The 14,148-nt window shown below is 67.5% G+C and carries 18 protein-coding genes; 13 read left to right on the top strand and 5 right to left on the bottom strand.

Going from position 1 to position 14,148, the window contains the following annotated elements; all coding sequences use genetic code 11:
• The 11 genes from QZW52_RS15245 to QZW52_RS15295 all read left to right on the top strand — a co-directional run.
• Positions 1-137 (top strand): uL13 family ribosomal protein (locus QZW52_RS15245; RefSeq protein ID WP_294000388.1); only part of this gene is annotated, 137 nt, incomplete at its 5' end.
• Between the two features lie 9 nt (positions 138-146).
• Positions 147-539 (top strand): 30S ribosomal protein S9, encoded by a 393-nt coding sequence (rpsI, locus tag QZW52_RS15250; protein WP_294000363.1) that lies wholly within the window; start codon positions 147-149, stop codon positions 537-539.
• A 147-nt stretch (positions 540-686) separates the two neighbouring features.
• Entirely contained in the window at positions 687-1,400 is a 714-nt protein-coding gene (locus QZW52_RS15255) for a DUF6776 family protein (RefSeq protein ID WP_294000365.1), read from the top strand.
• 45 nt (positions 1,401-1,445) lie between these two features.
• Complete coding sequence (locus tag QZW52_RS15260) at positions 1,446-1,877, top strand: bactofilin family protein (protein WP_294000366.1); 432 nt, start codon at positions 1,446-1,448, stop codon at positions 1,875-1,877.
• Positions 1,878-1,912: 35 nt separating this feature from the next.
• Positions 1,913-2,287: an iron-sulfur cluster insertion protein ErpA gene (erpA, locus tag QZW52_RS15265; RefSeq protein WP_294000367.1), complete on the top strand. Its 375-nt coding sequence runs from the start codon at positions 1,913-1,915 to the stop codon at positions 2,285-2,287.
• 158 nt (positions 2,288-2,445) lie between these two features.
• Positions 2,446-3,243 (top strand): ABC transporter ATP-binding protein, encoded by a 798-nt coding sequence (locus tag QZW52_RS15270; protein WP_294000390.1) that lies wholly within the window; start codon positions 2,446-2,448, stop codon positions 3,241-3,243.
• The gene (gene mlaE, locus QZW52_RS15275) at positions 3,240-4,028 is read left to right on the top strand and encodes a lipid asymmetry maintenance ABC transporter permease subunit MlaE (RefSeq protein WP_294000369.1); all 789 of its coding nucleotides are present in this window, start codon (positions 3,240-3,242) and stop codon (positions 4,026-4,028) included. The genes QZW52_RS15270 and mlaE overlap by 4 nt, the downstream gene beginning before the upstream one ends.
• A gap of 31 nt (positions 4,029-4,059) precedes the next feature.
• Entirely contained in the window at positions 4,060-4,542 is a 483-nt protein-coding gene (gene mlaD / locus QZW52_RS15280; RefSeq protein ID WP_294000370.1) for an outer membrane lipid asymmetry maintenance protein MlaD, read from the top strand.
• A complete protein-coding gene (locus tag QZW52_RS15285; RefSeq protein ID WP_294000371.1) occupies positions 4,539-5,273 on the top strand; it encodes an MlaA family lipoprotein in 735 nt (244 codons plus the stop codon). Before mlaD ends, QZW52_RS15285 begins: the two co-directional genes overlap by 4 nt.
• 69 nt (positions 5,274-5,342) lie before the next feature.
• Positions 5,343-5,984 (top strand): MlaC/ttg2D family ABC transporter substrate-binding protein, encoded by a 642-nt coding sequence (locus QZW52_RS15290; RefSeq protein ID WP_294000373.1) that lies wholly within the window; start codon positions 5,343-5,345, stop codon positions 5,982-5,984.
• Positions 5,985-5,989: 5 nt separating this feature from the next.
• A complete protein-coding gene (locus tag QZW52_RS15295) occupies positions 5,990-6,277 on the top strand; it encodes an STAS domain-containing protein (protein WP_294000374.1) in 288 nt (95 codons plus the stop codon).
• Here QZW52_RS15295 and QZW52_RS15300 read toward each other — a convergent pair.
• Together QZW52_RS15300 and zwf are read right to left on the bottom strand one after the other, a co-directional pair.
• Positions 6,262-7,113, bottom strand: coding sequence for a MurR/RpiR family transcriptional regulator (locus tag QZW52_RS15300; protein WP_294000376.1), 852 nt, complete (start codon positions 7,111-7,113; stop codon positions 6,262-6,264). The genes QZW52_RS15295 and QZW52_RS15300 overlap by 16 nt on opposite strands.
• Positions 7,114-7,156: 43 nt before the next feature.
• On the bottom strand, positions 7,157-8,614 hold the full coding sequence (gene zwf / locus QZW52_RS15305) for a glucose-6-phosphate dehydrogenase (protein WP_294000378.1): 1,458 nt from the start codon (positions 8,612-8,614) through the stop codon (positions 7,157-7,159).
• Between the two features lie 196 nt (positions 8,615-8,810).
• Here zwf and tal point away from each other — a divergent pair, with 196 nt between their 5' ends.
• Positions 8,811-9,767, top strand: a complete 957-nt coding sequence (gene tal / locus QZW52_RS15310; RefSeq protein WP_294000379.1) for a transaldolase — start codon at positions 8,811-8,813, stop codon at positions 9,765-9,767.
• 24 nt (positions 9,768-9,791) lie between these two features.
• The gene (gene pgi, locus QZW52_RS15315) at positions 9,792-11,450 is read left to right on the top strand and encodes a glucose-6-phosphate isomerase (RefSeq protein ID WP_294000381.1); all 1,659 of its coding nucleotides are present in this window, start codon (positions 9,792-9,794) and stop codon (positions 11,448-11,450) included.
• A gap of 6 nt (positions 11,451-11,456) precedes the next feature.
• On the opposite strand, the gene QZW52_RS15320 is transcribed toward pgi, so the two are convergent.
• The 3 genes from QZW52_RS15320 to QZW52_RS15330 form a co-directional block, all read right to left on the bottom strand.
• A complete protein-coding gene (locus QZW52_RS15320) occupies positions 11,457-12,428 on the bottom strand; it encodes a helix-turn-helix domain-containing protein (protein WP_294000382.1) in 972 nt (323 codons plus the stop codon).
• Positions 12,425-13,024, bottom strand: coding sequence for an isochorismatase family protein (locus tag QZW52_RS15325; RefSeq protein ID WP_294000384.1), 600 nt, complete (start codon positions 13,022-13,024; stop codon positions 12,425-12,427). The genes QZW52_RS15320 and QZW52_RS15325 overlap by 4 nt, the downstream gene beginning before the upstream one ends.
• Positions 13,025-13,135: 111 nt before the next feature.
• A partial coding sequence (locus QZW52_RS15330; protein ID WP_294000386.1) for an amidohydrolase occupies positions 13,136-14,148 on the bottom strand: 1,013 nt, incomplete at its 5' end.

The raw sequence follows: 14,148 nt of genomic DNA on the forward strand, positions 1-14,148 counted from the left end.
GCCGCGCCATCGAGAAGGCCGTCAAGGGCATGCTCCCGAAGGGTCCGCTGGGCTACGCGATGATCAAGAAGCTGAAGGTCTATGCCGGTGGCGAACACCCGCACACCGCTCAGCAGCCCAAGACGCTGGACCTCTAAGGAGCCGACATGATTGGTGATTGGAACTATGGCACGGGCCGCCGCAAATCGTCGGTCGCGCGTGTCTTCATCAAGAAGGGCACCGGCCTGATCACGGTCAACGGCAAGTCGGTCGAAGAGTACTTCGGCCGCCAGACCTCGATCATGATCGTCAAGCAGCCGCTGTTCCTGACGAACAACGTCGAGACGTTTGACATCAAGGTCAACGTCCACGGCGGTGGCGAGTCCGGTCAAGCCGGTGCTGTGCGCCACGGTGTGACCCGCGCCCTGATCGACTACGACGCCACGCTCAAGCCCGAACTGAGCCACGCCGGCTTCGTGACGCGCGATGCGCGTGAAGTCGAGCGCAAGAAGGTCGGTCTGCACGGCGCCCGTCGCAGGAAGCAGTTCAGCAAGCGCTGATCCTGCCGATCTCGGCGATTCAACGGGCGCGACGGCGCCCCGCGAACAAGGGCCACCTCAGGGTGGCCTTTTTTGTTGGTGTATCGTGTGGAAAGTGTGTCAATTTCCACAAAGGATGCGTCGGTTCGTATCGAGGCTGCCCAAGCTATGCGATGGAAACTTCTGCGCCGACGCTGGTCGGTGAGTGCGCCGCGGGTCACGGTGCGCAGCCGGATGCCGTGGCCGCTGCGCTGGCTCATCCTGGCGCTGATGATGGGGTGCTCGGCCGCATTGGCGCTGTGGGTGTTCGAGTTCGGCAAGGAAATCACCGGTCTGGACCGCGATGCCCGTACCGAGCTGACCAGCCTGCGCGACGAGGTGGGCCGGCTGCGCGATGAGCATGACCGAGCGCTGTCGGTGGCGAACACGGCCGACAGCCTGCTCAAGGCTGCGCAGACCACGCAGGAAAGCTTGGCCGCACGCGTCAAGTCGCTGGAGGCCGAGAACCTCGCGCTGACCCGCGACCTGGGGTTTTTCGAGAAACTGATGCCCACGCAGGACAACGGCAAGCCGCTCGCCTTGCGGGGGCTGCAAGTGACCCTGGACCGACCGGGGCACTTGCGTTACCAGGCGTTGCTGATGCAGGCGGTGGGCCGATCGGGTGAATTCAGGGGCCGCTACGAATTGACCCTCACGGGCACGCAAGAGGGCCGCCCCTGGACGCAGACGCTCAACAAGGCCGGGCAGTCGATCGAGATGAAACAGTACCAACGCATGGAAGGCACCATCGACCTGCCCGCGGGTGCCGTGGTAAAACAACTGGAAATCAAGGTGCTGGATGCAGCGGGGAAACTGCAGGCATCTGAAGTGGCCCGGATGTGAACCCCGCCACCGCGGACAACCTCTTTTCATTCAGGACAACATTCCATGTTCGGCTCCAAGAAACAGCCCGCCATCCGCAGCCTGATCGGCGAAGGCACGGTGATCCAGGGCACGCTGCGCTTCAGCGACGGCCTGCGCATCGACGGCGAGATCCAGGGTGATGTGATCGCCAGCGCCAACGACACCAGCATCCTCGTCATCAGCGAGAAAGCCAAGGTCACGGGCACGGTCAAGGCCGGGCATGTCATCATCAATGGCACCGTCATCGGCCCGGTCGAGTCGAACCACCTGCTGGAGCTGCAGCCCAAGGCGCACATCCAGGGCGATGTTGTCTACGAGGCACTCGAAATGCACCAGGGTGCTACCATCGAAGGCGCTTTGCACCGCATCTCCGGCTCGGCTGGCCGAGGTGTTGCCCCGGCCCTGGTGGAGGACAAGCCCTCTCTGAAGCTGCTGGCCACGGGCAATGACAAGTAACTGATCCACTGCAAGAACGCTAACCGGAGTTGCCCATGAGCGCCGTCGCCGAAATCCTCGACACCCCCGAATTCGACATGCCCGCCCCGATCATCTTCACCGACAGCGCGGCTGCCAAGGTGGCGGATCTGGTCGCTGAAGAAGGCAATCCCGACCTGAAGCTGCGCGTGTTCGTGCAGGGTGGTGGCTGCTCCGGCTTCCAGTATGGTTTCACCTTCGACGAGATCGTGAACGACGACGACACCGCCATGCACAAGAACGGTGTCACGCTGCTGATCGACGCGATGAGCCTGCAGTACCTGACGGGTGCGAAGATCGACTACAAGGAAGACCTGCAAGGCTCCCAGTTCGTGATCCAGAACCCGAACGCCACGACCACCTGCGGCTGCGGGTCGAGCTTCTCGGCCTGACCGGATCTGGTAAAGCTGCGTGAAGCCGCCTCCGGGCGGCTTTGTTGTTTCGACCCGCGCACCGTGCTTCCCCTATCATCGAATCCGTGCTGCCCGAACCCCATTCCTCCGCCAATGCCGTTCCCTCCGCCGCTGCCACGGCTGCAGTCCAGCCGCCGCTGGTCGAACTGCGCGGCGTGACCTGCGGCTATGGGGACCGCACCATCCTGAACGATGTCAACCTGACCGTGCCGCGCGGTGCGGTGGTGGCCTTCATGGGCACCTCGGGAGGTGGCAAGACGACGGTGTTGCGCCTGATCGGGCGGCAACTGGGTGTCATGTCCGGACAGGTGCTGTTCGATGGCACCGATGTCGCGACGCTCGACCGCGCGGGTCTGATGGCGATGCGTCGGCGCATGGGCATGCTGTTCCAGTTCGGTGCGCTGTTCACCGATCTGCCGGTGTTCGACAACGTGGCCTTTCCCTTGCGCGAACACACCGATCTGACCGAAGCGATGGTCCGCGATCTGGTGCTCATGAAGCTCAACGCGGTGGGTTTGCGCGGCGCGCGTGACCTGCTGCCAAGCCAGATTTCCGGCGGCATGGGGCGGCGTGTGGCCTTGGCACGCGCCATCGCCCTCGACCCGGAGCTGATCATGTACGACGAGCCGTTCGCCGGACTGGATCCCATCTCGATGGGCGTGGCCGCGCGGCTGATCCGTGAACTCAACGATGCGCTGGGCGTGACCAGCATCGTTGTCTCGCACGACGTGGACGAGACCTTTTCCATCGCCGACCACGTCGTCTTCATCGCCAACGGCGGCATCGCGGCGCAGGGCACTCCCGAAGCGTTGCGCCGCACCGACGATCCGCTGGTGCGCCAGTTCATCGAAGCAGCCCCGGACGGCCCCGTGCGCTTTCACTATCCTGCCACGCCGGTCGGAGAGGATTTCGGGCTGCGCGGAGGTGTGCGATGAGTGCTGCGGGTGGCGTGCTGGCGCGTGTCGGTTTCGCTGTGCGCAGCGGCTTGGCGGACATCGGCGTGGCGACGCGGCTGCTGGGCCGTCTGGTGGCCTTGACGCCGGTGGCCTTGGCGCGCCTGCGGCTCGTGTCGGACCAGGTCTTTTTCCTGGGCAACCATTCGCTGGCGATCATCTCGGTATCGGGCCTGTTCGTCGGCTTCGTGCTGGGGCTGCAGGGCTACTACACGCTGCAACGCTACGGCTCGTCCGAGGCGCTCGGGCTGCTGGTGGCGCTGTCGCTGGTGCGTGAACTCGGGCCGGTGGTGACGGCGCTGCTGTTCGCGGGCCGGGCCGGGACGGCCTTGACGGCCGAGATCGGCCTGATGAAGTCCGGCGAGCAACTGGCCGCGATGGAGATGATGGCCGTCGATCCTGTCCAGCGCGTGCTGGCCCCACGCTTTCTGGGCGGCCTGATCGCCATGCCGCTGCTGGCGGCGGTGTTCAGCGCGGTCGGCATCCTCGGTGGCTGGGCGGTTGGTGTCGTGCTGATCGGTGTGGACGCTGGCGCGTTCTGGTCACAGATGCAAGGCGGCGTCGATGTGTTCAAGGATGTCGGCAATGGCGTCCTGAAGAGCGTGGTGTTCGGGCTGGCCGTGACCTTCGTGGCGCTGCTGCAAGGCTATGGCTGCCAGCCGACGCCCGAGGGCGTGGCCCGTGCGACGACCCGCACGGTGGTGGTGTCCTCGCTGGCGGTGCTGGCGCTGGATTTCATCCTCACCGCGCTGATGTTCTCGATCTGAAGAAATGCTGAAGAAACTCTGAGGAACCCCCATGCAGAAATCCCGACATGACCTCTGGGTTGGATTGTTCGTCGTCATCGGTGCCGCGGCGCTGCTGTTCCTGGCACTGAAGGCCGGCAACCTGTTGAGCCTGTCGTTCGAGCCGGTCTACCGCATCTCGGCGCGCTTTGACAACATCGGTGGACTCAAGGCCCGTGCGGCGGTCAAGAGCGCGGGCGTCGTGGTTGGCCGGGTCACGCGCATCAGCTTCGACGACAAGTCCTTCCAGGCCACCGTGGAGATGGAGATGGAGCAACGCTTCGCCTTCCCCAAGGACAGCTCGGTCAAGATCCTCACCGCCGGCCTGCTGGGCGAGCAATACCTGGGCGTCGAGCCTGGGGCGTCGGACAAGACGCTGCTGGCCGGCGATGTGGTCACGCAGACGCAATCGGCGGTGGTGCTGGAGACGCTGATCAGCCAGTTCCTGTTCAACAAGGCGGCCGACGCGAGCAACGCGCCAGCCGGCAAGCCGTGAGGCCGGTCGCTGCGGCGCTGCTGGGCAGTGCGGCCTTGCTGGCGGGCTGTGCCACGGCGCAGCATCCCGATCCACTGGAGCCGTTGAACCGCAAGGTGTTCGCCTTCAACGAGGCGGTGGACGGCGCTGTCCTCAAGCCGGTGGCGCAGGTCTACAAGGCGGTGCTGCCATCGCCGATACAGCTCGCGGTGACCAACTTCTTCGGCAACGTCAAGGACGCCTGGTCGGCCGTGAACCTGTTCATGCAGGGCCGCTTCGCCGACGGACTCAGCGACGTGATGCGCTTCGGCACCAACACCGTCTTCGGCTTTGCCGGCGTGATGGACATCGCCACCGAACTCGGCTTCGAGCGCCACGGCGAGGACTTTGGCCAGACGCTGGGGCGCTGGGGCGTGCCCAGTGGTGCCTACATCGTCTGGCCGATCCTGGGGCCTTCGACGGTGCGCGATTCGATCGGCTTGCCGGTGGACATCATGGCCACGCCCACGTCGGTGGTGTCGGTGCCGCTGACCCGCAACACGCTGACCGGGTTGCAGTTGGTCAGTGCCCGCGCCGGCGTGCTGACGGCCACGGGTCTGATCGACGACATCGCGCTTGACAAGTACGCCTTTGTGCGCAACGCGTATCTGCAGCGCCGCCGCAGCCTTGTCTACGACGGCAACCCGCCGGACGAGGAAGAAGACACCACCATGGCGCCGTCGGCCGAGCCGGCAGCGTCGGCTCCACGTTGACAACCGGGCACTGGCCTGGAACGTTGAAGACCAGCCGTCCCGCTGTGGGCGGTTGTTGAAAGGAACACCATGTTGAAGAGTCGCTGGACTTCGCTGATCGCCACCACCGCACTGGTGCTGTCCACCACGCTTGCCCAGGCGCAGAGCGCCGCTGCCCCCGCCGCCTCCGCCGCCCCGGATGTCTGGATCAAGCAGATCTCGGGCGAAGTCATCGACGCTGTCAAGTCGGACAAGGCCATCCAGGCCGGCGACACCAAGCGCATCCTGGCGCTGGTGGATGCCAAGATCTTGCCGGGGGTCGATTTCCAGCGCATGACCGCGGCGTCGGTCGGCCGCTACTGGCGCCAGGCGACGCCGGACCAGCAAAAGCGCCTGCAAGACGAGTTCAAGACGCTGCTGGTGCGCACCTACGCGGGTGCGCTGACCCAGGTGAAAGACCAGACGGTCGAACTCAAGCCACTGCGTTCGAAGCCGGAAGACACCGAGGTACTCGTGCGCTCCGAGATCAAGGGCAAGGGCGAGCCGATCCAGTTGGACTACCGTGTCGAGAAGTCCGGCGACGGCTGGAAGATCTATGACGTGAACGTGCTGGGTGTCTGGCTGGTCGAGTCCTACCGTGCCAGCTTCGCGCAGGAGATTGCCGCCTCCGGCATCGACGGGCTGATCACCAGGCTCGCCGAGAAGAACAAGGCCGCGGCCGCCAAGGGCTGATCGCCATGGCAACGGTTCTGCGACTGCCCGCGTGCCTCACCGTGCGCGAAGCCCGCGCCACCACGCAGTCACTGTCCGCACAACTCGCTGCCGCGGCACCGGGCGCCGCGGTCGAACTGGACGCCAGTGCCCTGCAGCAGTTCGACTCCAGTGCGCTGGCGCTGCTGATCGAACTGCACCGCTGCGCCGCCCGCCAGGGGCGCCGTCTGCAGGTCCGCGGCTTGCCCGTGCGGCTGCGCGAGCTGGCCGGACTCTACGGCGTGGCCGAGCTGGTGGCTCAGGGCGTCGCGTAACGCTTGGCGCGCAGGTTCTTCTTGATTTCCTGCAGCATCGGCCGCAACTCCGGGCCGAGCTTGAGCGCCACCCCCGTCGTCAGGATGTCGATCACCGTGAGGTGCAGCAGCCGGCTGACCATCGGGCTGTAGCGGTCGTAGTCTTCCGGGTGGTCCACGCTCAGCAGGATCTGCGCCTGGTGCGCCAGGGGTGAGCCGCTGGCGGTGATGACGATGGTGGTCGCCCCTTTGCGGCGCGCAATCTCCAGCGCGTCCAGCAGATCACGGCTGCGGCCCGAGTTCGAGATCACCACCACGCAGTCGCCCGGCCCGACCATCGTCGCCGCCATCACCTGCACATGCGCGTCGTTGTAGGCGACCGCGTGGACACCCAGCCGGAAGAACTTGTGCTCCGCGTCGTGCGCCACGATGCCGGAATTGCCGACGCCGTAGAACTCGATGCGGCGCTTCGCGCGGGCAGCCTCGGTCAATGCTTCGATGGCACGGTCGAAGGCGTGCGCGGTGGCGTCGTTGCGGTACTTCAGCAACGCGCTGACCGCGTTGTCGATCACCTTCACGACCAGATCGGCCGGCTTGTCATCCTCGTCCACCGAGCGGTGCACGAAGGGCACGCCTTCGTTCACCGTGCCGGCGAGCTTGAGCTTGAAGTCCGCCAGCCCGTCGTAGCCGATGCTGCGGCAAAAGCGCACCACGGTCGGTTTGCTGACGTGCGACCGCTCGGCCAGTTCGGCCACCGGGAGGCTGGCAAAGCTGCGCGCATCGGCCAGCACGAGTTTGCCCACGCGCTGTTCGGCCGGCGACAGGGCCGGCAGCGAGGCGCGGATGCGGTCCAGCATCGGGGGCAGGGAGGATGACGACGATGACGACAAGGGATTCACTTCACTGTTCCTCACTCCAGGCGTAGCCGTCGCGGGCCACCAGCGCACTGGCCGCTGCCGGTCCCCAACTGCCCGCTGCATAACCCCGCGGGCCTTCGCCGCCACTGCTGCACTCGCGCTCCCAGGCGTCCAGGATCGGCTCGACCCAGCGCCACGCCTGTTCCTGCTCGTCGCTGCGCACGAACAGGTTCAGCCGGCCGGCGATCGCGTCCAGCAGCAGCCGCTCGTAGGCGCCCACCCGCTCGGCGGCAAACGCCTTGTCGAAATCCAGATCCAGCGACACCGGGGCGAGCGTGTCGCTGGTGCCGCTGCCCTTGGCCGCCAGCAGGTGCAGCTCCAGCCCGTCCTCCGGCTGCAGCTTGATCACCAGCTTGTTGGCGCGCTGCGAACCCGGAAAGATCGGGTGTGGCACGGGCCGGAAATTCACGACGATCTGCGCCTCGCGCGACGCCAGCCGCTTGCCGGTGCGCAGGTAAAACGGCACGCCCGCCCAGCGCCAGTTCTGCACCTCGGTGCGCAGCGCCACGAACGTTTCGCAGTGGCTGCCCTCCGGCACCTTGACCTCCTGCTGGTAGCCCGGCACCGCCTGACCGTTCGCCGTGCCCGCCCGGTACTGGCCGCGGATCACGTCACGCGCCACCGATTCCGCCGTGAACGGCTTGAGCGACTTCAGCACCTTGAGCTTCTCGTCGCGGATCGCGTCGGCGTCGCTCGTCGAGGGCGGCTCCATCGCGATCATCGTCAGCAGTTGCAGCGCGTGGTTCTGCACCATGTCGCGCAGTGCGCCCGTGCGGTCGTAGAAATCACCCCGCGTGCCCACGCCCAGCGACTCCGCCAGCGTGATCTGGATGTTGGCGATGCTCTCGCGGCGCCACAGCGGCTCGAACAGCGCGTTGCCGAAGCGCAGTGCCATCAGGTTCTGCACCGAAGGCTTGCCGAGGTAGTGGTCGATGCGGAACGCCTGCTCCTCGCGGAACACCGACCGCACGGCGCGGTTGATCTCCTGCGCGCTCTGCAGGTCGTGGCCGAGCGGCTTTTCCAGCACGACGCGGATGTGTGGCGCATTCAGGCCGGCCGCGCCCAACTGTTCGCAGATCACCGGGAACAGGTGCGGGCTGGTGGCCAGATAGAGCACGGTCGTGTCGGCGCCGCGTTCGTCGAGCCACTGCTTCAGGCCGGCGTAGTCCTCCGGGTGCGACAGGTCCATGCGCCGGTAGTGCAGCAGCTCGGCGAAGCGGGCGAACTCTTCATCGGTGGGGCGCTTGGAGCTTTCGACCTCGCTGAACCGCTCCTTGATGAAGGCGCGGTACGCCTCGTCGCTGCGCTCGTCGCGGGCGACCGCCAGGATGCGCCCGCCGCTCGGCAGCTTGCCGTGGCGAAACGCCTGGAACAGCGCGGGCATCAATTTGCGCCACGTCAGGTCGCCAGTGCCACCGAAGAAGACGAGATCGAAGGACATGCAATGCCTCTGGAATAAAAGGAGGTTGGTGCGAAGGTGTTGTAACCCAGTTTCACAAAAGATGATGCACCAGTTTCTTCGCAAGGTCAATCGTGCGCGGCTGCCTGCGCGGCTGAACGGTGCCGTAACCGGCTTGTACGGCGACCGCCACGGACTCGGGTTCTAATCGCGGATTGCCTTGAACGGACCCCACGCCATGCACCAGCTCGACCAACTCAAGCAACTCAAGCAGTTCACCACCGTCGTCGCCGACACCGGCAACTTCAAGCAGCTCGCCCAGTTCACGCCGCAGGACGCGACGACCAACCCGTCGCTCATCCTCAAGGCCGTGCAGCAGCCGGATTACGCGCCACTGCTGGCCGAGACGGTCGCCGCGCACCGTGGGCTGCCGCTGGATGAGGTGGTCGATCGGGTGCTGGTGCGCTTCGGGCTGGAGATCCTGAAGGTGGTGCCGGGCCGCGTTTCGACCGAGGTCGATGCCCGCCTGAGCTTCGACACTGCGGCCACCGTGGCACGCGCCCACCGCCTGATCGGCCTGTACGAAGCCGCCGGCATCGGGCGTGAGCGCGTCCTGATCAAGATCGCCTCGACCTGGGAAGGCATCCAGGCCGCGCGCATCCTGGAACACGAAGGCATCCACTGCAATCTGACGCTGCTGTTCGCGTTCTGCCAGGCGGTGGCTTGCGGCGAGGCGGGCGTGCAGCTCATCTCGCCCTTCGTCGGCCGGATCTACGACTGGTACAAGAAATCGGCCGGCGCGAAGTGGGACGAAGCCGCGATGGCTGGCGCCAACGACCCCGGCGTGCAGTCGGTCGCCCAGATCTACACCTACTACAAGAAGTTCGGCATCCCCACCGAGGTGATGGGCGCGAGCTTCCGCAACGTCGGCCAGATCACGGCGCTGGCGGGCTGCGACCTGCTGACGATCAGCCCCGACCTGCTCGCGCAACTGCAGGCCAGCGAAGCGCCGTTCGTGCGCGCGCTCGATCCGGTGGAGGCCCAGGACGCGCCGATCCACGCCGTGTCCTACAACGAAGCCTCGTTCCGCTACGCCCTCAACGAGGACGCGATGGGCACCGAGAAGCTCGCCGAAGGCATCCGCGGCTTCGCGGTCGATGCCGGCAAGCTCGACCAGATGATCCTGTCGCTGTAACCCCCGCCCACCGAGGAGCCGCCCATGTCCGCCCCGCGTTGTGACCAGACCGCCGCCTGGACTGCACTGACCACGCAGTTCGCCCACAGTGGCCGCAGCTTCGACCTGCGCCCCGCCTTCGCCACCGACGCCCAGCGCGCCGAGACGTTCTCGCTGAGCGCGCCCGAGGTGTTCGCCGACCTGTCGAAGAACCACTGGGATGCCGAAACCCGCGGCCTGCTGCTGGCGCTGGCCCGCGAGTGCCAGATCGAGCAGCGCCGGGACGCGATGCTGGCCGGCGAGCCGATCAACCACACCGAGGGCCGCGCCGTGCTGCACACCGCGCTGCGGGCACCACGCGGTGCGGCGCCGTTCAGCGACGACGTGCATGGGGTGCTCGATCGGCTGCTGGCCTACGTCGAACAGGTGCGCGACACGGCGACCAGCGGTATCCGCCACGTCGTCAACATCGGCATCGGTGGTTCGGACCTCGGCCCGCAGATGGTCGTGCCGGCGCTCGACGCCTTCGCGCACCGCGGGCTGACGCTGCACTTCGTCTCCAACGTCGATGGCCACGACATCGTGCCGGTGCTGCGCGGCCTGGACCCGCGGGAGACGCTGGTCATCGTCGCCTCCAAGACCTTCACGACGCAGGAGACGATGGCCAACGCCGAAGTCGCCCGCGCCTGGTTCCTGGCGGGTTACGGCGAGGGCGGCGAGGCGGCGATCGCGAAACACTTCGCAGCAACGACCACCAACGTGGCGGCAGCGGCGAAGTTCGGCATCACGACGACCTTCGGCTTCTGGGACTGGGTGGGCGGACGCTATTCGCTGTGGAGCGCGATCGGCCTGCCGATTGCGCTGGCGATCGGGGCGGAACACTTCCGTGCGCTGCTGGCCGGCGCGCACGCGATGGATTGCCACTTCGCCGAGGCGCCCCTGGAGCAGAACTTGCCGATCCAGCTCGGTTTGCTCGATGTCTGGTACCGCAACTTCCACGGTTACACCAGCCGCTCGGTCGCGCCCTACCACCAGGGCCTGCGCCGGCTGCCGGCCTACCTGCAGCAACTGGAGATGGAGTCCAACGGCAAGTGCGTCGATCTGGACGGCCAGCCGCTGCCCTTCGGCACGTCGCCGGTCGTCTGGGGCGAAGCCGGCACCAACGGCCAGCACGCCTACTTCCAGATGCTGCACCAGGGCACGGACGTGATCCCGGTCGAGTTCATCGCCGTGAAGACGCCGTGCTACGACGCGGCTCGGGCGGATGGCGGCTCCGGCTTGCCCGACAGCGTGCGCGCCGGTCTGGCCGACCAGCACCACAAGCTGCTCGCCAACTGCCTCGCGCAGAGCCAGGCGCTGATGCTCGGCAAGGCCACCGAGGACGCGATGGGCGAGACCGCGCCGACTGCCTCGAAGTCGCTGGATGCGCTGACCATCGCCCGCCACCGCACCTTCCCCGGCAACCGCCCGAGCACGACGCTGGTGATCGACCGCCTGACGCCTGCCGCGGTGGGGGCGCTGATCGCGCTGTACGAACACCGTGTCTTCACCAGCGGCGCGCTGTGGCGCATCAACAGCTTCGACCAGTGGGGCGTGGAGCTGGGCAAGGCGCTGTGCAGCCAGTTGCTGCCGCGTTTTGCCACGGGCGACACCGCCGGGCTGGATGGCTCGACGGCGGCGCTGTTGACGCGGCTGCTGGGCTGAGTCCGCTCAGGGCGACGGGTGCCGGTCGAGCGCCTGTCGCATCTGCCGCACGGTGGCAAAGCCCGCCAGTGCCAGCATCTCCCGCTCGGATTTCCCCTGCGCCAGCGCCTGCCCGGCCAGCGCGGCGCGCACCTGTTCGACATAACCCCGCGGTGACAAGCCCGCGTGCAGCCGGAACAGCCGCGCCAGGTGCCGCTCGGTGACATGCGCCACTGCGGCCATGCGACCACTGTCCCACGGCTCGGCTGGCGTGGCGCAGACGGCGTCCTGCACGCGGTGGAGCGCCGGGTGGAGGTGGTCGCGGTGGGCGAGCAGCGCCGAGACCTGCGGCGCCTGCACGCCACGCCGGGCGAAGACCACCATCACCTGCGCGACCGCCGCGGCGATCACCTCCCCGCAGACCTGCGCGATGCCGTGCAAGGCGAGGTCGATGCCGGCCGTGACGCCCGCGCTGGTGAGTACCGCGCCGTCGTCGATGAAGACGCGGTTGGCCTGCACGCGGGTGGTGGGGGCGAGCCGCTGCAGGTCGGCGAGCAGTTCGTGGTGCGTCGTCGCCTGCCGACCGGCGAGCAGCCCGGCGTCGGCGGCGAGCAAGGCGCCGCTGCACACCGTCAGCAGCCGCAGCGCCCCGGCCGGTTCACCTGCGGGGGCGAGCTGCGGCGCGACGGTCTGCGTCAGCCAGTGCCGGGCGTCGAGCCACACCGCCCCGCGCCCGACCACCTCCGGCGCCTCACCCGGCCGCCCGAGCAGCACGACCCAGGTCGGCCGCTCGAAACCCGCCGGCAGCGGCTCCAGCCCCGCCAGCAGCAGCCCGACCGACGACCCCGCCTGTGCCTGCGGGCCGGCGTAGCGCAGGTGGAACGCCTCGGGCCGGCCGCGCCTGCGCAGCGCCTGGTTCGCCAGCCGGAACGCTTCCGCCGGGCCGGCGATGTCCAGCAGCAGCGTGTCGGGCAGGACGAGGAAGAGCACGTCGATCATGGTGTGCCGGACGCCCCCGACGCTTGCGCCAGCACCTCGTCCACGCTGCGGATCGCCGCGAAGCGCCCGGCCAGCACGGTCTCGGTGCGCTCGCGGAGCTGCGCGGCGGTCAGCGTGTCGCCAGCCGGCGTCTGCATGTCGAAGGTCAGCGTCGCCTCGGTCACGTAGTCCACCTGCCAGCCCTCGTCGCTGGCGTGGCGCGTGGTCGTCTCGCAGCACTGCTCCGTGCGGATGCCCGCGACGATCAGCCGCTGCACGCCGTGTTCGTGCAGCCAGACACCCAGCCCGGTGCCGACGAGGGCGCTGTGGCGGTGCTTCTCGATGCGCAGCGCGGTCTCGAACGGGGCGAGTCCGTCGATGGGACGGATGAGGCCGCTGGCGTGCGCGAACGGATTGTCGGGGGTGTCCGGGCCGTCGGTGTGGAAGACCTGCACGACCGGGATGCCACGCGCCGCGCAGCCCGTGATGAGGCGGTTCGTTGCGGCCAGCCACGCGGGTGCGTCGGTGTCGGTCCAGTACGGGCGGGCGCGGAAGGACTGCTGGGCGTCGATCAGGAGGAGGGCGATCGGGTGGCGGGGGGTGTCGATTCGGGACATGACAGGCTCCAGTGGCGTGGCGTGGGGATGAGGGTCATCGTCACCTGAGTCTGCCCATCTGTCTGCTTCGAAACAGACCGAATCCGACGCAAAACAGACATCACGCAGACATCACGCCGCCGCCAGCCACCGCCGCGCCATCGCCACCCACAGCGCCGCCCCTTGCGGAATCAGCCCGTCGTTGAAGTCGTAGTTCGGGTTGTGCAGATTGCACGGCCCCAGCCCATGCCCGAGCGCCCGGTGGTCGCCGTCGCCATTGCCGATGACGAAATAGGCGCCCGGCTTGGCCTGCAGGAAGAAGCTGAAATCTTCCGCCCCCATCGTCGGCTCGAACTCGTGCGTGCGCGCGTCGCCGGCCACGGCGCGCATCGTCTCGCGGACGAACTCGGCCTCGGCGCGGTGGTTGATCGTCGGCGGGTAGTTGCGGTGGAACTCGAACTGCGCCGTCGCGCCGAAGGCCGCCGCCGTGTGCTGCGCGATGTCCCGCATCCGCCGCTCGATCAGGTCCAGCACATCGAGCGTGAAGGTCCGCACCGTGCCCTGGATCTCGCAGTGGTCCGGCACGACGTTGGTGGCCTCGCCCGCGTGGATCATCGTCACGGAGACCACGGCGGCGTCGAGCGGCTTCTTGTTGCGCGTGATGATGGTCTGGAACGCCTGCACCATCTGGCAGGCCACCGGCACCGGGTCGATCCCGTTGTGCGGCAATGCAGCGTGCGAGCCTTTGCCCGTGATGGTGATGCGGAACTCGTTGCTCGATGCCATCGTCGGCCCCGCGCAGATGGCGAAGTCTCCGGCGCGCATCCCCGGCCAGTTGTGCATCCCGAAGATCGCGTCCATCGGGAACTGCGTGAACAGCCCGTCGGCGATCATCTCGCGCGCGCCGCCGCCGCCTTCCTCTGCCGGCTGGAAGACGAGGTAGACGGTGCCCGCGAAGGTGTCACGCTGGGCGGCGAGTTGCTGCGCGGCGGCCAGCAGCATCGCCACATGCCCGTCGTGGCCGCAGGCGTGCATCTTGCCGGGGTGGCGGCTGGCGTGGGCGAAGGTGTTGTGCTCGGTCATCGGCAGCGCGTCCATGTCGGCGCGCAGGCCGATGGCGCGGGACGATTCGCCCGCCGTGCCCT

The organism is Sphaerotilus sp., from assembly GCF_013299175.1.
GTDB lineage: Bacteria > Pseudomonadota > Gammaproteobacteria > Burkholderiales > Burkholderiaceae_C > Sphaerotilus.